The sequence below is a fragment of the Neobacillus nitrireducens genome, from assembly GCF_030915405.1.
Classification (GTDB): Bacteria; Bacillota; Bacilli; order Bacillales; family Cytobacillaceae; genus Neobacillus.
The window spans coordinates 1,224,914-1,245,494 of record NZ_CP133262.1 but is presented as its reverse complement, the minus strand read 5'-3'; the positions used below and the strand labels follow the sequence as shown (position 1 = coordinate 1,245,494).

The following is a 20,581-nucleotide window of genomic DNA, read 5'->3' as shown; positions in this document are numbered from 1 at the left end:
ATTCCCATCCTTAAAGGGTGGGAGTTTTTACAGCTAACTTCGATTTTGATTAAAAATGAGCAATCGCTCGCTCAATTACTAATGGGCGAAATAGGAAGCACAAAATAAATTGCTGAGGGGACTTATATTTGGTTTAAACCGAAATTGAGTATGGAACCCACAAATCGTTTAGCACGGGTGCGTTAATAATATTACATCAGAAGGGGATACGAAAAAATGAACATTTTAGTATTGATGAAACAAACGTTTGATCCGGAGGAAAAAATTGCGTTCCATTTCGGCACCGTTAGTGAAGAAGGGGTAAACTTCATCATCAATCCTTACGATGAATATGCGATTGAAGAAGCTCTTCAATTGCGAGCTATACATGGTGGAGAGGTAACAGTTATCACGGTAGGACCGGAACGTGCAGAGAATGGGCTGCGAACGGCGCTTGCGATGGGTGCGGATAAAGCGATTATGGTTAATAGTGAAAATTTAAATCTTGATGAATACAGTACAGTCAAAATTCTTGAGGCCGTTATTAAAAATCGTGAATTTGACATCATATTAGCTGGTAATGTGGGAGTGGATTATGGCGGTGGACAAATTGGTTCGCGCCTTGCAGAGGAACTCAATATTCCACAAGTGACGTCGATCACAAAGCTGGAAATTGTCGGGAATGAAGCGGTGATCGAGCGTGACGTTGAAGGAGATAAAGAGGTTGTTTGGGTATCTCTTCCAGTATTGGTTACAGCCCAACAGGGACTAAATGAGCCGCGATATCCTTCCTTGCCCGGTATCATGAAAGCGAAGAAAAAGCCAATTGAGCGAATAGAGATTGATGATTTAAATATCCATGACATCCTTGAAGTAAAGACAATAACTACCAAGACATTTTTTCCGCCGAAAAAAGGAACAGGACGTATCCTGGAGGGGGATATCGAAGCTCAAGTTTCTGAACTGGCTGTACTTCTTCGCAGTGTAGCGAAGGTAAACTAACACACAGGAGGACGAACTAACATGAGAAAAGTACTGGTGGTGACGGAAGCTAAGTCTGGGAACCTAAGAGGTGTTTCGCTGGAGTCCCTGACAGCTGCGCAGCGCATTGCGGAAGGCGGAGAAATTATAGCTGTGGCTTTCGGCAATAATGCAGCTCATTATGCAAATGTTTTAGGGAAACATGGAGCAAATAAAGTATATATTGTGGGCAACGAAGAACTCGATGTGTATACAACGGATGCATATTCTCAAAGCTTGAGACAGGTATTTGATGAAGTGGAACCAGATGCTATTTTAATGCCGCATACGGCAATTGGGAGAGATCTTGCGCCGCGCATTGCAGCCTGTTTGGGGCTGGGACTTGTATCTGACGTCATTGATGTTCAGGTAGAGGATGGTGACGTTATTTTTACACGTCCTGTTTTTTCCGGAAAAGCGTTTGAGAAAAAGAAAGTAGTATCTGGCATCCCATTCGCAACAGTGCGTCCAAATAATATCCCGGTCGCAGAAATCAGCGGAACGATTGAGATTGTGCATTTTTATGCTGAGATCAAAGACTTACGGACGATTGTTAAGGAAGTAATACGTAAAACAACTGGCGGTGTAGATTTATCAGAAGCTAAAGTTGTTATCTCTGGCGGACGCGGGGTTAGATCCCCTGAAGGTTTCAAGCAACTTCAGGAATTGGCGGATGTCCTGGGGGGAGCAGTCGGTGCTTCCCGGGGTGCATGTGATGCTGATTACTGTGACTATTCCCTGCAAATTGGACAGACTGGAAAGGTTGTAACCCCTGATTTGTATATTGCCTGTGGAATTTCTGGTGCCATTCAGCATTTAGCCGGGATGTCTAACTCAAAACTGATCGTGGCGATTAACAAAGATCCGGAAGCCCCAATTTTTAAAATAGCGGACTACGGTATTGTGGGTGATTTGTTTGAAGTGGTTCCTCTACTAGCGGAAGAATTCAAAAAAGTACTAGTAAACTCTTAAAATCAATGGGTTTAGTTAACAGGGCATTACTCTTGTAAAGGAAATTTCTTCTCAATAACAATCTGCATGAATGGATCCATTGATGGGCAACCCTTCTATAAAATTACTATTGGAAAGGAACATGTACATGTTTAAAAAGGTTCTTATCGCTAATCGAGGAGAAATTGCTGTTCGTGTAATTAGGGCGTGCAAGGAAATGGGGATATCCACGGTTGCAGTTTATTCTGAGGCAGACCGTGAAGCCCTGCATGTGCAAATGGCTGACGAAGCATATTGTATTGGACCCACTGCATCCACGCGAAGCTATTTGAATATTGCAAATATAATTTGCGTTGCTCAATCTACGAATGCGGATGCGATCCACCCTGGTTATGGTTTTCTGGCGGAAAATGGTACCTTTGCTGAAATTTGCTGGGATTACAACATTTCATTTATTGGGCCAGATGCAGACGCCATTAATAAAATGGGGGATAAAGCGGTCGCGAGAGAAACCATGAAAAGTGTAGGCGTGCCTACCGTTCCTGGAACAGATGGTCTAATTGAAGATCTTGAAGAAGCTATTATGATAGCGAAGGAAATTGGATTCCCGGTCATTGTTAAAGCAACAGCTGGCGGTGGAGGAAAGGGAATGAGAGTTGCAGAGGATGAGGAGGAATTACGCAAAGCCATCCGTCAAGCACAGAAAGAAGCTGAAACGGCATTTGGAAACGCGGGTGTGTATCTCGAGAAATACATTGAGGGACCCCGTCATGTGGAAATTCAAATCATGGGAGATATGCTTGGAAATATCGTTTATTTAGGTGAACGAGACTGTTCCATCCAAAGACGACATCAAAAACTGGTTGAAGAAGCTCCGTCACCAGCCCTTGAGCAAGAGATTCGTGAACAGATGGGTTGTGCAGCAATCGCGGCTGCAAAGGCTGTCCATTATCATGGCGCGGGTACTGTTGAGTTCCTCTTAGATAAAAACGGCCATTTCTATTTCATGGAAATGAATACCCGTATTCAGGTAGAACACCCTGTTACAGAAATGATTACTGGTATTGACTTAATAAAAGAACAAATTTCAGTAGCGGCAGGATATCCGCTTTCCTTCAACCAAAGTGATATAAAAATAAATGGGTGGGCGATTGAATGCCGTATAAATGCAGAAAATCCGGCAAAGAATTTTATGCCTTCACCAGGAAAAGTCGAAATGTATCATCCTCCAGGGGGGTATGGTGTACGAGTGGATAGTGCTGTCTATCCTGGTTATGAAATTTCACCTTTTTATGATTCGATGGCAGCAAAAGTGATCGTTTGGGGAAAAGATCGTGATGAAGCGATTGAGCGAATGAAAAGGGCGCTCGATGAATTTGTCATAAGTGGAATTAAAACGACGATCCCGTTCCACCAGAAATTACTAGAACATGAATCCTTTGTTAAGGGTCAGTTTAATACAAAGTTCCTTGAAACGAATCCATTGAAGTTAGAGGTATGATTCTTTATTACCGATTATGAAGGAGAGAGAAAATGTTTAAAATCCAAGAAATCAGAGAAATGATTAAACTAGTTGATGCTTCTTCTATAGAGGTTTTGGAAATAGAAGAAGGTAATTCTAAAATTTTGATTAGTAGAAAGTTGGGGGCAGCAGCAGTCGTTCCCCAGGAGATTAACACTGCTAAGAGTCAGGCAAATGAGGTTGCTATTGAGAATACAGCCGTATTACCAACTACCACGGTTAAGGAGATATCAGAAGGACATGTTCAAGCAGCTGTAACGAGAGATAATCTAGAGGAGGTGCATAATACACAAAAAAATGAGGAAATCAATAACCTTTCAAAAATTGTCTCTCCAATGGTAGGCATATTTTACAGAGCACCAGGAGAGGATGCCGCACCATTTGTTAAAATTGGTGAAAAAGTTGAGAAATCAACAATTGTCTGCATTTTAGAAGCTATGAAATTGTTTAATGAAATTGAAGCAGAAATGGATGGAGAAATCGTTGAAGTACTAGTTGAAAATGGTCAGCTCGTAGAATACGGCCAACCTCTTTTCTTGGTGAAGCAGACATCATAACATATTTCGAGCAGAGAGGAAGTGGAGATTTCCAATGAGCACAGTTTATGAGAAGATTTATGATCTATGGGATCGGAAAAGTAAAATCGTGCTTGGCGGCGGTGACAAGCGAATTGATACACAGCATAATCGCGGGAAGCTTACTGCAAGGGAACGAATTGATCTATTGCTGGACAATGACTCCTTTGTGGAATTAAATTCATTCATCAAGCACCGAGCAACCAACTTCGGCATGGATAAAATGGAAAGCCCGGGGGAAGGTGTTGTGACGGGTTACGGTAAAATTAATGGGCGTCTTGTATACGTATTTGCCCAGGATTTTACTGTTTTTGGCGGAGCACTAGGAGAGATGCATGCAACTAAAATTTGCAAAATTATGGATTTAGCTGCAAAAAATGGAGCACCCATTATTGGATTAAATGACTCAGGCGGTGCCAGGATACAAGAAGGCGTCGTTTCTTTAGACGGATACGGTCAAATTTTTTATCGAAATGCCATCTACTCTGGTGTAATCCCGCAAATATCGGTGATCATGGGTCCTTGTGCTGGTGGGGCAGTCTATTCTCCAGCCATAACTGATTTTGTGTTTATGGTGGAAAATACCAGTCAAATGTTTATTACAGGTCCAAAGGTCATTGAAACGGTTACCGGCGAGAAAATTTCTGCAGAGAATCTGGGCGGTGCAAAGGTTCATTCCTCCATTAGTGGCTGTGCACATTTTACCGGTGATTCTGAACAGGGGGTCTTAGAGGAAGTACGAAGATTAATTTCCTTTCTGCCTCAAAATAATATGGAAACTCCTCAGGCTCTTTCACATTGTGAAGACAGTGATTGGCGCGAAGATTTGCTTAACCTGGTACCTCTCAATGGAACCAAGGTATATGACATTCGGAAGGTGTTAGAACAAGTTCTAGATCACGGTGATTTCATGGAGGTTCATAAGGACTATGCGAGAAATACCGTGGTTGGATTTGGACAAATAGACGGAAAAAGTGTGGGGATTGTTGCTAATCAGCCTAAAGTAATGGCCGGCGGTCTGGATATTAATTCTTCGGATAAGACTTCCAGATTCATTCGATTCTGTGACTCTTTTAACATCCCCATCATAACCTTTGAGGATGTTACAGGTTTTTTCCCGGGGTAAATCAAGAGCACGGAGGAATCATTCGTCATGGTGCAAAAATTCTCTATGCCTATTCAGAAGCAACTGTTCCAAAAATTACTGTCATATTAAGAAAAGCATTTGGCGGGGCCTATGTCGCTATGAATTCAAAAGCAATTGGTGCGGATATCGTATTTGCTTGGCCTAATGCGGAAATTGCCGTTATGGGTCCTGAGGGAGCAGCAAATATTATCTTTGCAAAAGAAATTAACCTAAGCAGTGATCCGGCGTCGACTCGTTCGGAAAAAATTGAGGAATACCGAAATCTGTTTGCCAATCCTTATGTTGCAGCCTCTCATGGAATGGTGGATGACGTAATCGATCCGAGGGATACAAGGAAAGTTCTGAAACAGTCTTTAGAGATGCTTAGAACAAAAAAAGAAGTAAGACCGAAAAAAAAGCATGGAAATATTCCGTTGTAAGTTCAATTAAAAATAGTACTAGTAAACTCTCAATCTGAGATATTTTAATTTATCAATTAAATATGGTAAAGGGGTGGAGTTATGAGTAATCTCATGGCAAGTGAATACGAAAATTTTATCGAAATGGTACCTGAAGAATATCAACAGATGTATAGACGATTAAAAAGCGTAACTCAAGTGTTAATGAAGGATGCCGAACCAGAGGTCGGGCCAACTCCGAAAGAAGTAATTTGGACTAGGAATAAAACCATACTATATCGCTATATTTCAGAAGAACCGAAAAAGCATAAAACTCCGCTTCTCTTGATTTATGCACTGATTAATAAGCCCTATATCATGGATTTAACAAAGGGTGGCAGTTTAGTTGAATATCTGGTAAATCGAGGATTTGACGTCTATCTCCTTGAATGGGGTACACCGGGCATTGAAGATAAAAATATGAAATTAGACGATTATATTATGGACTACATCCCACGAGCGGTACGTAAAGTCTTACGAAAATCAAATGCGGATGCAGTCTCCATACTGGGATATTGCATGGGCGGTACAATTACTTCAATATTTGCTACTCTGCACCCTGAATTGCCAATTCGTAACCTTATCTTTATGACTACTCCGTTTGATTTTGAAGATACAGGCATATATGGTGCTATGCTGGATGAGCAACATTTTGATATTGATAAATTGGTCCAAACGCTCGGAAATATTCCACCTGAAATGATTGACTTTGGAAACAAATTACTAAAACCCATGGCAAACATTTATGGCCCTTATGTTAGTCTTTTTGATCGTGCTGAGAATGAAAGTTTTGTAACGAGCTTTAAACTTTTGCAAAAATGGTTAAACGACGGCGTTCCATTTCCGGGTGAATCCTATCGTCAGTGGATTCGCGAATTTTATCAAAAAAACAAGCTGATTAAAGGGGAACTAGTTATTCGTGGACGTCAGGTGAAACTTGAGGTAATCACTGCTAATGTCCTCAACTTATCGGGTGAAATTGACAACATTGCTCCACCGCATCAAGTAGAAGCATTAATGAATCGCATATCCAGTAAAGACAAACAATATATAAACTTACCGGTTGGGCATACGTCTATTGCTTTTGGGAGTAAAGCTTCAAAAATAACTTATCCCACGATTGGTGATTGGTTAGAAGAGAGATCAAACTAACCGTAAATACTGTCAAATGAGAAGATCTGTATTTACAAATTGAAGTAGTTGTGAAAAGCTAAAATCTATTTGTTTAGAAGAATAATATTGAAACCAATCACAGACCTCGGCACTAATGTTGCTACTGCTAAACATAACAGGAGGTCTGTAAGGGTTTTTAATTTTACTAGACTTGCCAGAATTTGAAGTTGTCACCCCATGTAATAACAATACAAAAGAAGGTTTAAGTATAGGTGGGAATTAGGTTGAATTTTTTATACTACATTGTTAATCTATCAATATTTTGCCTTTTTGTAATTTTGCCTCTCGTTATCCGTTCATTTATTAATCATAAGCCAATTAATAAAGTTCGACTTTGGGTCAGTATTTATGCCGGAATGTTTACAATCATCCTTGTATTCCTATCTATAAAGCAACAAGGGTATGCTTATGATCTTCGATATGCGACAGTTATGCTTGTTTTTGCCTATCTTGGACCAAATGCGGGAATAATTACCGGGGGAATTGCATTGCTGGCAAGACTATTTGTAGGTGGTCAGTGGCTCCAAGCCATTATTGGATTTACAATTGTCATGGCTAGTTTTTCTGTTTCACATATATTTATTTCTCGATTTACACCAATAAAAAAAGTTGTCCATCTATTTATTACTTTTGTGTGTATGTATGTTTTATATGTATCCATCTTTCACATTATTAATGATAATCTACTCTTTCATCTTCAATATTTACTTTTTATGGTAGTAGGAGTAGTAATTGGTGCCTTACTAATTGAGTCGTATGTCAAGTTGCATCGATTAAACTACCAATTATCATTTATGTATAAGAAAGCAGAGGAAAGTGAATCAAACTATCGACTGATCGCCGAGAATACAGTAGACCTAATATCGGTAATGGATAAAGAATATTTTTTTCGTTACATCTCTCCTTCACATAAATATATTTTAGGTTACGAAGAAAATGACCTAACAGGTGTCGAATTCTCTGCTTTAATTCATCCTGATGATGTTTGTACGTTAAAAAATAGATGGGATGGGATGTTTGAAAATAAACAATCACAGTTGATTGAATTCCGTTTACAACACAAAAATGGGGATTGGATTGAAGTAGAATCCCGTTTTATACCTGTAAAGGGGGATGACGATTCCATTGAACATTTTGTCAAGATTAGCCGAGATATTTCTGAACGTAAAAAATCAGAAGAAATTCTTTTGCAATCTGAAAAGCTATCCGTTGTCGGTGAATTAGCAGCGGGAGTTGCACATGAAATAAGAAATCCACTTACAACCATAAAGGGGTTTGTTCAACTTTATAAGAATGAAAATAAATCTACTAAGTATACTGAATTGCTCTTAGGTGAACTGGATAGAATTGAAACGATTACGAGCGAACTTCTTTCTTTGGGAAAACCACAGGCTGTTCAACTAATCCGTATGAATGTAAAAGAACTAATAGAAAATACGCTTGATATACTTTCTCCTCAGTTCATTTTGAACGATATTCAATTTCATCTGATTGTTGAAGAATCTCCTATTTATATAACTTGTGAGAAGAACCAAATAAAGCAGGTATTTATTAATGTAATTAAGAACGCTATAGAAGCAATGGAAGTAGGAGGTGAAATTTTCATCAATTTAAGAAATGGCCTAGATGGCGTGTGTATTATTTCATTTCAAGATCAGGGATGCGGTATACCTGAAGAGCTGCTTCCTCGGTTAGGTGAGCCATTTTACACTTTAAAAGAAAAGGGAACCGGACTCGGATTAATGATTTGTCATAAAATTATTAAACAGCACAATGGCAGTATTACCTATGCAAGTAAAGTGAACGAAGGAACTTTAATTGAGATTACATTACCATCGGCTAGTTAAATATGTCCTTATAGGAGGAATTGAAATGACTTTAGTTAATATCAAAAAAAATGGTTTATTTATAGACCAATTATGGAATCAATCGATTCAAATGATAGATGATTGGGACGAAGGAGAGTATTTTCGAGAGGAAGTTCTTTTGCAATCTTCAATACAATTGGCTGAAAGTGTGAAACAAAATCAAAAAAATGTAAACGAACTCATAAATCAAATTACAAAAGAACTCTTTGAATGGGAAGAAATGTCTCGAGAACAACTTTTGACATCAACTACAGGCTTGCACAATTTATTCCTTTTAAATTCATTTGAGGAAATTAATAATCAAGTGGATCATATTAAAAATTTATCATCAGAGCTTCTTACAAGTCCTTTAAATAATCTATTAAAAGGTGATTATTCCGATACAATTATAAACAAACTAGATAAATATATTGAACAAAGACGAAATTATCGAAATTTGTATGTGAAAAATATAAAAGAAACATTTTCTATTATCCAAAAAAATCAGAGAACATTCCGTAACTTCTTAACAAATCCATTTAAGAATGTATTCTTTCCCTTAAATAAATATATGGTGCTCTCAAACGAATAAATGAATAAAAAAGTAGTAAGAGAGGTGAAATTATGTGGGTATGTAAAACACACATGAAAGAAGCACTGCCATTGTTAGATGCTCCGCATGCTAGCAAAGCATCGTATCAAATTAAGTGTTCCCTTTGTGAAAATTTTGCGATTGCAAAAATTTATTATAATTACCAAACTTACCATTTTTTAAGACAATCCATATATTCTTTGTCAAAAACTTCCTCGCAAAAATCAGGTTAAAAATACAAAAATAAATGATTACTGAATTATAGATTAGAAGGAAGTGTCTTTAAACTGTGACCATTGATAGTAAAATTACAGAATCTAAAATGTTTGAGGATTTTTCTACACAACTTTTCAACAGTGGAAGGAAGAGGAAGAGAAAACCTTAAAAGGTGCTAGTTTTGAAGAAAATCTAGTTACCGATACTTATGAAGGAATTCGTCTTCAACCTTTGTATCTTCTTGAGGATATTGAAAAATATCCTTTTTTATCTACATTGCCAGGAGATTTCCCCTATTTACGTGGAACAGATGAAATGGGTAATCAGCATGAACCTTGGAAAGTGTGTCAGGAATTACCCTATTCGGATCCAGAAGAGTTTAATCAAGCTGTACGAAATGATTTAGAACATGGTAATTTATTAGTCCTTGCAATTGAAGCAGCAAGGGCCAGAGCAAATCTTGGTGAGATTTCCGATGCATATGAAAAAGTTGTTGGGCGTCACAAAGCAAATTCTCGCTCGGTCATTGGAGTATATAGTACCGAATATGCTATTAAGCAAGAAATCAATGACGTACGACAACAAACTCATGATTTTGAAGCGAGGGAAGGACGCCGACCTAGAATTATGGTTGCTAAGCTGGGACAGGATGGTCTCTGAAACCAGCTTTTAAAGAGAATGGGACAGTGACAGCTGGAAATGCTTCGTCATTAAATGAAGCATTTCCAGCTCAAGTGTTGGCAGTAAATAAGGAATTAGGTTTGCCAGAGGAGATTATTAATGTTAATAGAGGAGCGATAGCATTAGGTCACCCAATCGGATGTTCAGGTGCTCGGATTGTAGTTACCTCTTTTTGAATTAAATAAACTTATTGTACTTTATTAAGGTTAAGGTAAATACTAAGAAAAAATAGTTTTTTGGTTAACACACATTTTTGAAAGTACAAGTTGTTAGGCAATAGTCTAGCGAATATGATGTGGTGAGCATTAAAAAGTAAAGGAATGAGGAGAGGTCATTTTGTATGCAGTTCAAAATAATATGCTAAGGTTCCCATTTTCCAACACAGTTGAGGATTAGTACCGATATAGCAGGAAGACCGCTGGTAAGGGGGGTACTTACCATTGATTTAGTCTCTGGCAACACAGTAAGGGGTACAGCCAATTTTCGAGGCAGTCCGATTGTTATCAATGGATATTGGGATGAAAATACCAAACAACTAAGGTTTGATTCACCGTTTGCATCGTTTTCTGGTCAATTACAAATATTTGATGATGCAACCATCAGAGTTCGTCATTTCATGTTAAGTAGACAGTTGGTCATGAAGACACCTTCTTTCCAGGCAGGTCAGTATGGAACTTGGATTGCAACTACTAATAGAGAACTTACTGGACCACCGAAATACACAGGCAGTCTTCCTCCGGTTGGTGCCTTTTTATCATCAGATTTGCTAATGCAAGCTCGAAAACTTTTCAGCAATTTTTAGGTAACTCTTTTTCGAAACCGAATCAGAGCTTATAAGATAAATAATTTTAAACAATAATGTGAGGCTATCCCGTAGTAATCCTTTGGAACTATAAGATAGTTTTTTTAGTTATTACATAAAAAAAACGACGTTTAATTAGATATTAACAACTCATGGTAACGAACGCAAAGCTAATATATGAATGAAATCATATAAGTGGGATGCTTATGCCGTTTCTTAAAAGTGATCATTGGTGCCATGCTTGGTGCCCAAATTTTAAAATTATAAATCACAAGAAAACACTAGGAAGCAAGAAAGCCTGATTTATCAGTACTAGAGGGTACATCAAGCTACTAGGAAAACAGGTGCAAGCAAACTTCAAAACTGCTTCAGACCTGCGTGCCAGGTCTGGTGGGTTCGATTCCCACGCAGTCACGCCAGACATATATTAATTTAACTGTACCGGAAATATTTACTATACGGTTTTTGTGTTTCCAATAGTTTGGTCCAATAAATAATGAGCAACTTTAAATATGGTATAATTATATTCCTTGGCAGGGGCAACAAAAAAAGAAGCATAAGTCACCCTACATGACACATGCTTCTTTTTTATTTAATTCTAATTCCAACTTTACGGATAGGAATTATAGGTTTATAATGAAGTTAATCAAATAAACGAATTTAAAAGTGGTTGTATTCAAGAGAAAGTTTTTGTAAAACAAAAGGAGTGTTTCTGATGAGAAATAATGATGAAAAAAAGAGACAAAAACTTATCAATAAATTAATTTTTTTAAACGTATATAACAAAGAAGATCATAAGCTTTATGAGTTGCCACTAACGAAATTAGAATATGAGTATAGAAGATTTAAATTACAAAACCATCCGCATGGTGAGTTTGGGTCTATTCAGTGGGTATAAAATAGGCATGATTCCAGCGTAGATGACTCAAAGCGCAAGTGGCTGAATTCCTCCACTTGCGCTTTTTCTTACTTTAATATTCTCCTTTAATCACAAAATACGAGCCCCGAATGGTTCCAGCTAGTTTAGACTTCTGCCTGGCAAACTTAAACTTCCCTTCTAACTCCTTTGGTATGTCCATCCCCTCAGAAAGCTTAAAACCAACGGCCCGCTTTGGCTTGGGGTCATCAACCGTATACATGACGTTGATCGAAAGGCCGTCTTCATAAAAGACGTAGGCCATTTTGATATTTTCCACTTGAAAACGCGACGTTTCTAAAGGTTTGGCTGCAAACTCTATGTCACGTTCTTCTTTCAAAATTCGGTTCACATAATCAAGGGTCTCCTGGCTTTCACTGGCAGGTACAACCGTAAATTCATGTTTGTATTTGTTCATAAAGTATCGGGCTTCATTAGCACGTAAACCAGCAAGCGCTTCTACTACAGGTGAAGATTCTAATCCAACGGTAGACACATTTTTAAAATCAACGATATAAGACATTTACATCTCCCTTTTCTCTCTTAAATTTCAAGTTGTTTCTTTTGGGAATACAAATTTTAGTCAATTATAGAACCATGCATATAGACAACCTTCAAATTAATCGCCTATCTACTCTATATTATATCAAAAATGATTCAAGAGAAAATTTTGATTGTTAAAAGATGTTTGCGAAGGCTAGTCTTAACAAACACCTGTTTAATATTCGGCGTAATTATACCAAACCCTTCATTTCAGCAATTGAACCATACCAAATAATAGTTGAACACAAGATTTTTCAGGTAGGACCAGTGGCACTGTCACCTAAAGCTTTTGTTTCAATGAAGATTTAAGGAAACGTCTCCTAAATATTACAAATATGTGATAACGTAGGTTATTTTTTTAATTTTAAGTAATAGTCTAGTAGAATTAAAACATAATAATTAATACAACCAGTTTATAAGTTTCTTACCACTAGAGACATAATTATTTACTACTTAATTTACTTGAACAGGGAGGAGAAAAATGTATGGATGCTAAAGAAAATGCTAATGTTGGTAAGTGCCCGTTTCACGGCGGGGCTACTAGTAACAATTCTATGGGTACGTCAAATCGAGACTGGTGGCCTAACCAGTTGAACTTGAACATTCTCCATCAGCATGACAGAAAATCAAACCCTATGGGGGAAGACTTTGATTATACAGAGGAATTTAAAAAGTTAGATTACTATGCTCTTAAACAGGATCTTCGCGATTTAATGACCAACAGTCAAGATTGGTGGCCAGCAGACTATGGGCATTATGGCCCATTCTTTATCCGTATGGCTTGGCACTCTGCAGGTACATATCGTACAGGTGATGGCCGTGGTGGCGGTGGTACTGGCACACAGCGTTTTGCTCCACTTAACAGTTGGCCTGATAACGGTAACCTTGATAAAGCTCGTCGACTACTTTGGCCGATTAAGCAAAAGTATGGCAACAAGATTTCTTGGGCTGACTTATTTATTCTTACAGGGAATGTCGCGATTGAATCAATGGGTGGAAAGACATTTGGTTTTGGTGGAGGACGAGCAGATGTTTGGCATCCGGAGGAAGACACCTATTGGGGAACTGAAACGGAATGGTTAGGTGATAAGCGGTACACAGGTGATCGTGAACTTGAGAACCCACTTGCTGCGGTTCAGATGGGGCTTATCTACGTTAACCCGGAAGGTCCAAACGGTAATCCGGATCCGCTTGCAAGTGGTCGTGACATACGCGAAACCTTTGCACGTATGGGAATGAACGATGAAGAAACAGTAGCTTTAATAGCCGGCGGCCATACTTTTGGTAAGGCACATGGTGCAGGAGATGCTGCTCAGATTGGTCCAGAACCGGAAGCTGCTCCACTTGAAGCAATGGGCTTAGGTTGGTTAAGCACACATGGCAGTGGTAAAGGTCATGATACTATCACCAGCGGTATTGAAGGTGCTTGGACTGCTAATCCAACAAAATGGGATAATGGTTATTTTGATCTATTGTTTGGGTATCAATGGTGGCTTACAAAGAGTCCTGCAGGTGCCTATCAGTGGCTTGCTGTAAATCCTGATGAGAAGGATCTTGCACCTGATGCAGAAGATCCATCCGTTCGTGTTCCGACTATGATGACTACCGCTGATATGGCATTGCGTTATGATCCAGATTACGAAAAGATATCTCGTCGTTTCCATGAGAATCCAGAAGAGTTTGCTGAGGCATTCGCTCGTGCATGGTTTAAACTAACACACCGTGACATGGGGCCTCGTTCTAGGTATCTAGGCCCGGAAGTTCCAGAAGAAGTACTTATCTGGCAAGATCCTGTACCAGCTGTTGAGTATGAATTAACAGATGCGGAAGTTAAAAAGATCAAAGTTATGATCCTGGACTCAGGACTTACGATCAACGAACTAGTATCAACTGCATGGGCTTCAGCAAGTACCTACCGCGGCTCAGATATGCGTGGCGGTGCGAATGGTGCTCGTATCCGACTTGCTCCACAGAAGGATTGGGAAGTAAATCAGCCTGAACAACTTACAAAAGTACTTACTGTACTAGAAAGCATTCAAAGTCATCTCGGAAAGAAAGTGAGCATGGCTGACTTGATTGTCCTTGGTGGTAGTGTCGCAATAGAAAAAGCTGCAAAAGATGCAGGCTTTGATGTGTCTGTACCTTTCGCTCCAGGACGTGGTGATGCAACCCAAGAGCAAACTGACTTAGAAAGCTTTGCAGTGCTAGAACCTATCGCTGATGGTTTCCGCAACTATCAGAAGGAACAGTATCGAGTAAGTTCGGCAGAGCTGCTAATTGACAAGGCACAACTGCTAGGTCTTTCTGCACCAGAAATGACTGTACTTATTGGCGGTATGCGTGTTCTAGGGACTAACTTCGGTGGTACAAAACACGGAGTTTTCACTGAGCGTGTAGGCACACTTACTAACGACTTTTTTACTAACTTACTTGATATGGGAATAGCGTGGACGCCTGTTGGCGGTGACGTATTTGAAGGACGTGATCGCAAGACAGGGGTAGTAGTACGTACAGCAACTAGTGTTGATCTAGTGTTTGGTTCAAACTCCGTTCTACGTGCCATAGCAGAAGTTTATGCTCAAGATGATAACAAAGAGAAGTTTGTGCGTGATTTTATAGCTACCTGGGTCAAGGTTATGAATGCTGATCGCTTCGACCTTCGGTTGAAGAAAGCCCAACTATTAGGCTTTTCAAAGTAACAAAGCCCGGGACTTCACTTAAAGATAGCAGAAGGAAAGGTAAATAAAGAAATGGAAGATATAAAAAAATCAAATTAGAGTAAAATAGTAACAGGCTCAATCCTTTTAAGACAAAGGGAGGGGCCTGTTTTTTTGAAGGACGGAGACATTATTGAATGTGGAAATCACGAAGAACTACTTTCGAATAATGGATTCATCGGTGGGGGAGCAGGTAAAGCGCCCGAGCTGATAAATAGACGGAAAAACTCCGCTTAACTAGTAATTATTATTAAAAAAAGCTAATATAGACGGAGAGATTCCGCCTATTGACTCAAAAAATTCAAAAATGGGAGATTTTGCTTTGCATAACCGGATAACCTCCGCTTATATACCCCGAAACGAGCTCCAATCTTCATATAACCGGAAAATCTTCGCTTATTTTACTTTTGCTGTTAATCGATTAATAACAAGACATCGTATTTAAAAAGGAAAAAAATCAGAAACCTAGGAGGTATAACTATGTCAAAAACAAATCAATTAATTGTCCCACATTTATGGTATGACAAGGAGGCAAAAGAAGCAGCCGAGTTTTATTCTTCCATATTTCCAGACTCAAAAATCACGGGTGTAACTACAATCCACAATACACCCTCAGGAGACTCTGATATCGTCTCTTTTGAGCTATGGGGGCAGAAGTTCATGGCAATCAGCGCAGGACCTTTTTTCAAGATCAATCCGTCGATATCTTTTATAGTAAATTTCGACCCATCGAGGGAAAAAGATGCGAGAGAGAAATTAAATGAAGTATGGAACAAATTGACAGAAGCTGGCACAGTGTTAATGCCACTTGATAAGTATCCGTTCAGTGAGAGGTTTGGTTGGATTCAGGACAAATATGGTCTGTCCTGGCAGTTAATCCTAACCAATCCAGAAGCTGAAGAGCGACCTGCAATAGTGCCATCACTCTTGTTTGTCGGAGATAAATGCGGTAAAGCGGAAGAGGCGATTCGCTTTTATTTATCAGTTTTTAAGAATTCAAAGCAGGGACTTATCGCCCGTTACCCTAAAGGCATGGAACCTGACAAAGAAGGAACAATCATGTCATCTGATTTCATGCTTGAAAATCAGTGGTTTGCCGCAATGGATAGCGCACATGAGCATAAATTCAGTTTTAATGAGGCAATCTCATTTATGGTGTACTGCGACACACAAGCAGAGATTGATTATTACTGGGAAGAACTCTCTGCAGTTCCTGAAGCAGAGCAATGTGGCTGGCTAAAAGATCAGTTTGGTGTGTCTTGGCAGATTGCACCAAGTGGGATGGACGAGATGATGAGAAAGGGCACACCTGAGCAACTAGCCCGCGTAACGAAAGCATTTCTAAAAATGAAGAAGTTTGATCTTTTGGAATTACAGAGAGCATACAAGGGATAGTCAGAATACAGCCTGCAGTCCGTGTCAATCTTGAAGTTGTTATGCGTAACTCGCGTGGACCAGAAACACTTGCAGAGTTAATAAGAAAGGCAAAAACCATTCTAATTATAAGGAATGGTTTTTATCAGTATCAATAGTAGGTGATGGACTCCATTAGTGAAAGCAATACCAAGGGTATAAATGAAAATTCCGAATACATAAACAAGATATTTGGCTCTACTCTCCCGCATGTTCATTTTTTAGAAGATAATTCTTTGAGCATGAGAATATGTGGGATACCATCTTCCATAAAGATATTGGATGAAGTCCTAAACCCTAGTTTTTTATAAAAACCTTCTGCCTGTGTTTGTCCGTGTAATTTAACGTGTGAGGCTCCCTGTTCTTCCGCAATTTCTTCTAACGCGTTTATAATGATTTTTCCAAGACCAAATTTACGGTAAGGTTCGAGGATGCAGATTCGTTCCAATTTGCCTACTCCATTAATAAACCTTATCCTACCAGTTCCGACTGGTTGTTCATTATAATGGACTAGGATATGTTCGCAAATTCCATCCAGTGTATCAAATTGATCAAATTCAACTTTTAGTGGTACGCCTTGTTCCTTCACAAATATTTCTTTCCTTATCGCAAAAGCTACCTTTAATTCTTTATCTATAGTTATTCTTTTTGTATACATTTCTTTCAGTCCTTTTAGGTTAATATGATCATGATAATTTTGTTGCAAATGCAATAAAATTAGGTTAAATTAAATTTATATCACTTTTGTAGTAAATGCAACAATAAAGTTAGTTAAGGAGATAATCATGAAAGAAATTCTTCGTGAAATTGGAATGATAGCAAGGGCATTGGATTCGATAAGTAATATAGAATTTAAAGAGTATGACCTTACAAAAGGGCAGTATTTGTACCTTGTGCGAATATGTGAAAGCCCAGGAATCATTCAAGAAAAGTTAGCTGAGATGATAAAAGTAGATCGAACAACGGCAGCTCGTGCTATACAAAAACTCGAAATGAATGGCTTTATTGAAAAGAAAGAAGATCAACATAACAAAAAAATTAAAAAACTTTTTCCAACAGAGAAAGGGAAAAATGTGTATCCTTTCATAAGAAGTGAAAACGATTATTCCAATATGGTCGCATTAGAGGGATTTTCTGAAATAGAAGTTGATACCATTTTTAATCTTCTTCAACGAGTTAGAAAAAATATAGAAATAGATTGGGAATTTGTCAAAAAGGGAAATAGGAGAAATTATTGATTAGATAAGGAGCGACATAGAAAAATGACTATCATTTTTAAAAAGTGTACCCTTGAGGATTCACGCAAACTTCAAGAAATTAGTTATGAAACATTTAATGAGACATTTAAGGATCAGAATTCACCCGAAAATATGATTGCCTATTTGGAAAGAGCATTTAACTTAAACCAATTAGAAAAAGAGTTATCCATTATTTCTTCGCAATTCTTTTTTGTTTATTTTAACAACGAAGTAGCTGGATATTTAAAAGTCAATACCAAGGATGCTCAGTCTGAAGAAATGGGGGAGGAATCACTTGAAATCGAGAGGATATATATAAAGAATAAATTTCAAAAACATGGGCTTGGTAAATATCTGCTAAATAAAGCACTGGAAATTGCAATGGAACTAAATAAGACCAAGATCTGGCTAGGCGTCTGGGAAAAAAATGAAAATGCGATTGCTTTTTATAAGAAAATGGGGTTTGTTCAAACTGGAGTCCACTCGTTCTATATGGGGGACGAAGAACAAATAGACTTTATAATGACCAAAACACTTATATAAATTTTTTGAAAGGGGGATTATTATGTATATACCTAAACAGTTTAAAATCGATGATGAAAATATTATTTATAATATTATCAAAGAGAACGGCTTTGCAACTTTATTTTCTCAGCATAATGGGGAACCGTATGCGACACATCTTCCACTGATCTTAAATAAATCTGATAATGCTTTATATGGTCATTTTGCTCGTCCAAATGAACAATGGAAGGACGCTGAAAACCAGCAAGTTCTTGTAGTTTTCCAAGGTCCACACTGTTATATTTCACCTTCTTGGTACGAAACAATGAAAGCTGTGCCTACTTGGAATTATGTGTCCATTCATTTATATGGGAAGATGGAGATTATCGAAGATGGAAAAGTGATACTCGATTCTTTAAATGATTTAGTAAATAAATATGAAAGTCCAGATAGTCTATATAATTTGGATGCTGTAGAACCGAGTTTTATTGAAGGAATGAGTAAAGGAATTGTACCGTTTAGAATAAAAATCACAAAGATTGAAGCAAAAGCAAAATTAAGTCAAAATCAACCTGTGGAACGTCAAGAGTTAATTATTAAGAACCTAGAAAACACTTCTAAACAGGATAACCTACAAGTGGCATCTCTTATGAGGAAAAATCTAGGTAAATAAATATAAACAAAAGCTCTAATTCCTTTATGGAGTAGAGCTTTTTTTTGCATCCATTTTGCAGTAATGACTTTAAATCACGGACCGATTTCAAAAACAGTACCTTGGTTAAAATCCGTCACTTTCATCGAGCCATAAACCCCTAAATAGAGTTTGGTTTGAGCCAGATTCGTTCCTAAACTAACATAATAAGCTGCTTGAGACCCAAAATTATAATCGGTTTCAATCACACTAAAATCATTTAGTTTACCATCTGTTCTTACTGGGGTAAAAGCTAAAACTCCCTTAACCTGAGTTTGAGATTCTTTCCGCGCAAGGTCGGTAAACACGACACTTCCAGTTAAATCGGGGATTGCATTTCCCATATAGGCTTGAACTCCTGTAAGTGCCGTTCCTCCAAACTTATCGGGTCTGGAATCTTTATGAAAATAACTAGTTAAAGGCGGAAGACGTCTCACTGAAGTTTTTATAGCTTCATCGTAATAAGCAATTGTTTTCTCATCCAAAGTCGGATTTGCGGAGCAGTCCCTTTTAATTGAAGTAGGAAAAGCACCTTCCCACCCTCGCCACCCAAAGTTAATCAAGCCTGCTTGGTCAGGTTCAGGTTCCATTAAGGAAGCCCGAACAAGCTGAGGAACTGGTATTGGTTTATAATGAAGAAATGAAAAAATTGACTCTACCAGATCCTGTCCGACATTTCCAACATGTTTGAAGTACTGATTATAATACCTTTGAAATGAAATGCCCGGTATATTACGTACCCCTTTGGCCATAACCGTAAGCGTCTCCTGAATAGGCAGGGGAAGTTCATTAAAACGTGTGACAACGGGCGGATTAGAGATAGATGTATTCTTAACTACGTCGATTTCAATAATTTTACCGGCTATTTCCATATCATCCTGGCTTAAATTAAATGGATCATAGCCAGATCCGCCATCTCCAGTTGTTAAAACAAGTTTTCCTGTTTCGGGTGAAAAGTTTAAGCTATTTACACCATTATGATTAAGAAATGGTCTTCTCAAGTTAAGTAATGTCCGTCGTTTTTGAGACTGCCCATTTGATTGTAAAATCCATTCTTCCACTGTATCAATATGATTATATTTAGTTTCTCTATTTATCCATTTTTGGTTTAAGGTTCTGGGATCACACGGGTTAGGCTCAATGGATTCAGAAAGAGCACCCGGTCCTTGTGTTCCAGCTACCGAGTAATGAAGATAAAATAGCCCGTTATAATAAAATTGGGGATGAAACGCCAGCCCCAGCAATCCCCGTTCATCATAACCACCACTAGGACCACCTAATTTTAGAATTTGTGGGCGAATATCTAAAAAAGTCTGTAAACTATCATTTCCTATGTAAAAGATCTCTCCTACCTGGGTAGCAATAAATAATCTTTCTACTGAGTCTCCCGGAAGGATTGTTGTTTTCAAAACAGTGGGTAAATTAATGTTACTAACCATTGGCCGTAAACTAACCCTAACTTTTTTCACCTAATTTTAACACTCCTTCTCATTGTTTTTATTTATATGAATATGATTAGAGCTGTTCTATTAGTACCTGGTTCGGGTTGAGGGACCTCACTAGGTATTGGAAATGAAAGGCGAAGGAAGACGGGGTGTTACCAATTTATTTGGAGGA

At 38.3% G+C, this 20,581-nt stretch carries 17 protein-coding genes and 3 pseudogenes; 17 read left to right on the top strand and 3 right to left on the bottom strand.

Annotation, left to right across the window (positions count from 1 at the left end):
• Nucleotides 1–216 precede the first annotated feature (216 nt).
• The 12 genes and pseudogenes from RCG22_RS06040 (at nucleotide 217) to RCG22_RS05980 (ending at nucleotide 11,840) form a co-directional block, all read left to right on the top strand.
• Complete coding sequence (locus tag RCG22_RS06040; RefSeq protein ID WP_308106160.1) at nucleotides 217–981, top strand: electron transfer flavoprotein subunit beta/FixA family protein; 765 nt, start codon at nucleotides 217–219, stop codon at nucleotides 979–981.
• 21 nt (nucleotides 982–1,002) lie between these two features.
• A complete protein-coding gene (locus RCG22_RS06035) occupies nucleotides 1,003–1,971 on the top strand; it encodes an electron transfer flavoprotein subunit alpha/FixB family protein (RefSeq protein ID WP_308106159.1) in 969 nt (322 codons plus the stop codon).
• A gap of 127 nt (nucleotides 1,972–2,098) precedes the next feature.
• A complete protein-coding gene (gene accC, locus RCG22_RS06030; protein ID WP_308107099.1) occupies nucleotides 2,099–3,451 on the top strand; it encodes an acetyl-CoA carboxylase biotin carboxylase subunit in 1,353 nt (450 codons plus the stop codon).
• A gap of 32 nt (nucleotides 3,452–3,483) precedes the next feature.
• Complete coding sequence (gene accB, locus RCG22_RS06025) at nucleotides 3,484–4,029, top strand: acetyl-CoA carboxylase biotin carboxyl carrier protein (RefSeq protein ID WP_308106158.1); 546 nt, start codon at nucleotides 3,484–3,486, stop codon at nucleotides 4,027–4,029.
• A gap of 34 nt (nucleotides 4,030–4,063) precedes the next feature.
• Nucleotides 4,064–5,613, top strand: a pseudogene (locus tag RCG22_RS06020) (acyl-CoA carboxylase subunit beta).
• Nucleotides 5,614–5,694: 81 nt separating this feature from the next.
• Complete coding sequence (gene phaC / locus RCG22_RS06015; protein ID WP_308106157.1) at nucleotides 5,695–6,783, top strand: class III poly(R)-hydroxyalkanoic acid synthase subunit PhaC; 1,089 nt, start codon at nucleotides 5,695–5,697, stop codon at nucleotides 6,781–6,783.
• 245 nt (nucleotides 6,784–7,028) lie between these two features.
• A complete protein-coding gene (locus RCG22_RS06010) occupies nucleotides 7,029–8,651 on the top strand; it encodes an ATP-binding protein (protein ID WP_308106156.1) in 1,623 nt (540 codons plus the stop codon).
• 25 nt (nucleotides 8,652–8,676) lie between these two features.
• A complete protein-coding gene (locus tag RCG22_RS06005) occupies nucleotides 8,677–9,243 on the top strand; it encodes a hypothetical protein (protein WP_308106155.1) in 567 nt (188 codons plus the stop codon).
• 432 nt (nucleotides 9,244–9,675) lie between these two features.
• Nucleotides 9,676–10,113: pseudogene (locus RCG22_RS25415) on the top strand (methylmalonyl-CoA mutase family protein); the annotation flags it as partial.
• A gap of 56 nt (nucleotides 10,114–10,169) precedes the next feature.
• A pseudogene (locus RCG22_RS05990) lies at nucleotides 10,170–10,307 on the top strand (acetyl-CoA C-acyltransferase); the annotation flags it as partial.
• A gap of 218 nt (nucleotides 10,308–10,525) precedes the next feature.
• Nucleotides 10,526–10,942: a hypothetical protein gene (locus RCG22_RS05985; protein ID WP_308106154.1), complete on the top strand. Its 417-nt coding sequence runs from the start codon at nucleotides 10,526–10,528 to the stop codon at nucleotides 10,940–10,942.
• Nucleotides 10,943–11,657: 715 nt separating this feature from the next.
• On the top strand, nucleotides 11,658–11,840 hold the full coding sequence (locus RCG22_RS05980) for a Fur-regulated basic protein FbpA (RefSeq protein ID WP_308106153.1): 183 nt from the start codon (nucleotides 11,658–11,660) through the stop codon (nucleotides 11,838–11,840).
• A 73-nt stretch (nucleotides 11,841–11,913) separates the two neighbouring features.
• Here RCG22_RS05980 and RCG22_RS05975 read toward each other — a convergent pair whose 3' ends face one another.
• Nucleotides 11,914–12,381 (bottom strand): DUF8821 family protein, encoded by a 468-nt coding sequence (locus RCG22_RS05975; protein ID WP_098261318.1) that lies wholly within the window; start codon nucleotides 12,379–12,381, stop codon nucleotides 11,914–11,916.
• A gap of 505 nt (nucleotides 12,382–12,886) precedes the next feature.
• On the opposite strand from RCG22_RS05975, the gene katG reads away from it, so the two are divergent.
• Entirely contained in the window at nucleotides 12,887–15,100 is a 2,214-nt protein-coding gene (gene katG / locus RCG22_RS05970; protein ID WP_308106152.1) for a catalase/peroxidase HPI, read from the top strand.
• 498 nt (nucleotides 15,101–15,598) lie between these two features.
• Entirely contained in the window at nucleotides 15,599–16,513 is a 915-nt protein-coding gene (locus tag RCG22_RS05965; protein ID WP_308106151.1) for a VOC family protein, read from the top strand.
• 232 nt (nucleotides 16,514–16,745) lie between these two features.
• Here RCG22_RS05965 and RCG22_RS05960 read toward each other — a convergent pair whose 3' ends face one another.
• On the bottom strand, nucleotides 16,746–17,189 hold the full coding sequence (locus RCG22_RS05960; RefSeq protein ID WP_308106150.1) for a GNAT family N-acetyltransferase: 444 nt from the start codon (nucleotides 17,187–17,189) through the stop codon (nucleotides 16,746–16,748).
• 127 nt (nucleotides 17,190–17,316) lie between these two features.
• Between RCG22_RS05960 and RCG22_RS05955 the strand changes: the two genes are divergently transcribed.
• Genes RCG22_RS05955 through RCG22_RS05945 form a run of 3 tightly spaced genes read left to right on the top strand, consistent with a single transcriptional unit; the run spans nucleotide 17,317 to nucleotide 18,946 of the window.
• On the top strand, nucleotides 17,317–17,769 hold the full coding sequence (locus tag RCG22_RS05955) for a MarR family winged helix-turn-helix transcriptional regulator (RefSeq protein WP_308106149.1): 453 nt from the start codon (nucleotides 17,317–17,319) through the stop codon (nucleotides 17,767–17,769).
• Between the two features lie 24 nt (nucleotides 17,770–17,793).
• Nucleotides 17,794–18,312, top strand: a complete 519-nt coding sequence (paiA, locus tag RCG22_RS05950) for a spermidine/spermine N(1)-acetyltransferase (RefSeq protein ID WP_308106148.1) — start codon at nucleotides 17,794–17,796, stop codon at nucleotides 18,310–18,312.
• A 22-nt stretch (nucleotides 18,313–18,334) separates the two neighbouring features.
• A complete protein-coding gene (locus tag RCG22_RS05945) occupies nucleotides 18,335–18,946 on the top strand; it encodes an FMN-binding negative transcriptional regulator (protein WP_308106147.1) in 612 nt (203 codons plus the stop codon).
• Between the two features lie 74 nt (nucleotides 18,947–19,020).
• On the opposite strand, the gene RCG22_RS05940 is transcribed toward RCG22_RS05945, so the two are convergent.
• Nucleotides 19,021–20,433: a PQQ-dependent sugar dehydrogenase gene (locus tag RCG22_RS05940; protein ID WP_308106146.1), complete on the bottom strand. Its 1,413-nt coding sequence runs from the start codon at nucleotides 20,431–20,433 to the stop codon at nucleotides 19,021–19,023.
• Nucleotides 20,434–20,581: the final 148 nt, after the last annotated feature.

Coding starts and splice junctions, on each gene's coding strand:
- RCG22_RS05980 (WP_308106153.1), top strand. CDS start 11,658: ATGAGAAATAATGATGAAAAAAAGAGACAAAAACTTATCAATAAATTA.
- RCG22_RS05960 (WP_308106150.1), bottom strand. CDS start 17,189: ATGTATACAAAAAGAATAACTATAGATAAAGAATTAAAGGTAGCTTTT.
- RCG22_RS06035 (WP_308106159.1), top strand. CDS start 1,003: ATGAGAAAAGTACTGGTGGTGACGGAAGCTAAGTCTGGGAACCTAAGA.
- RCG22_RS05965 (WP_308106151.1), top strand. CDS start 15,599: ATGTCAAAAACAAATCAATTAATTGTCCCACATTTATGGTATGACAAG.
- RCG22_RS06005 (WP_308106155.1), top strand. CDS start 8,677: ATGACTTTAGTTAATATCAAAAAAAATGGTTTATTTATAGACCAATTA.
- RCG22_RS06040 (WP_308106160.1), top strand. CDS start 217: ATGAACATTTTAGTATTGATGAAACAAACGTTTGATCCGGAGGAAAAA.
- katG (WP_308106152.1), top strand. CDS start 12,887: ATGGATGCTAAAGAAAATGCTAATGTTGGTAAGTGCCCGTTTCACGGC.
- RCG22_RS05945 (WP_308106147.1), top strand. CDS start 18,335: ATGTATATACCTAAACAGTTTAAAATCGATGATGAAAATATTATTTAT.
- RCG22_RS05955 (WP_308106149.1), top strand. CDS start 17,317: ATGAAAGAAATTCTTCGTGAAATTGGAATGATAGCAAGGGCATTGGAT.
- RCG22_RS05975 (WP_098261318.1), bottom strand. CDS start 12,381: ATGTCTTATATCGTTGATTTTAAAAATGTGTCTACCGTTGGATTAGAA.
- accC (WP_308107099.1), top strand. CDS start 2,099: ATGTTTAAAAAGGTTCTTATCGCTAATCGAGGAGAAATTGCTGTTCGT.
- paiA (WP_308106148.1), top strand. CDS start 17,794: ATGACTATCATTTTTAAAAAGTGTACCCTTGAGGATTCACGCAAACTT.
- phaC (WP_308106157.1), top strand. CDS start 5,695: ATGAGTAATCTCATGGCAAGTGAATACGAAAATTTTATCGAAATGGTA.
- accB (WP_308106158.1), top strand. CDS start 3,484: ATGTTTAAAATCCAAGAAATCAGAGAAATGATTAAACTAGTTGATGCT.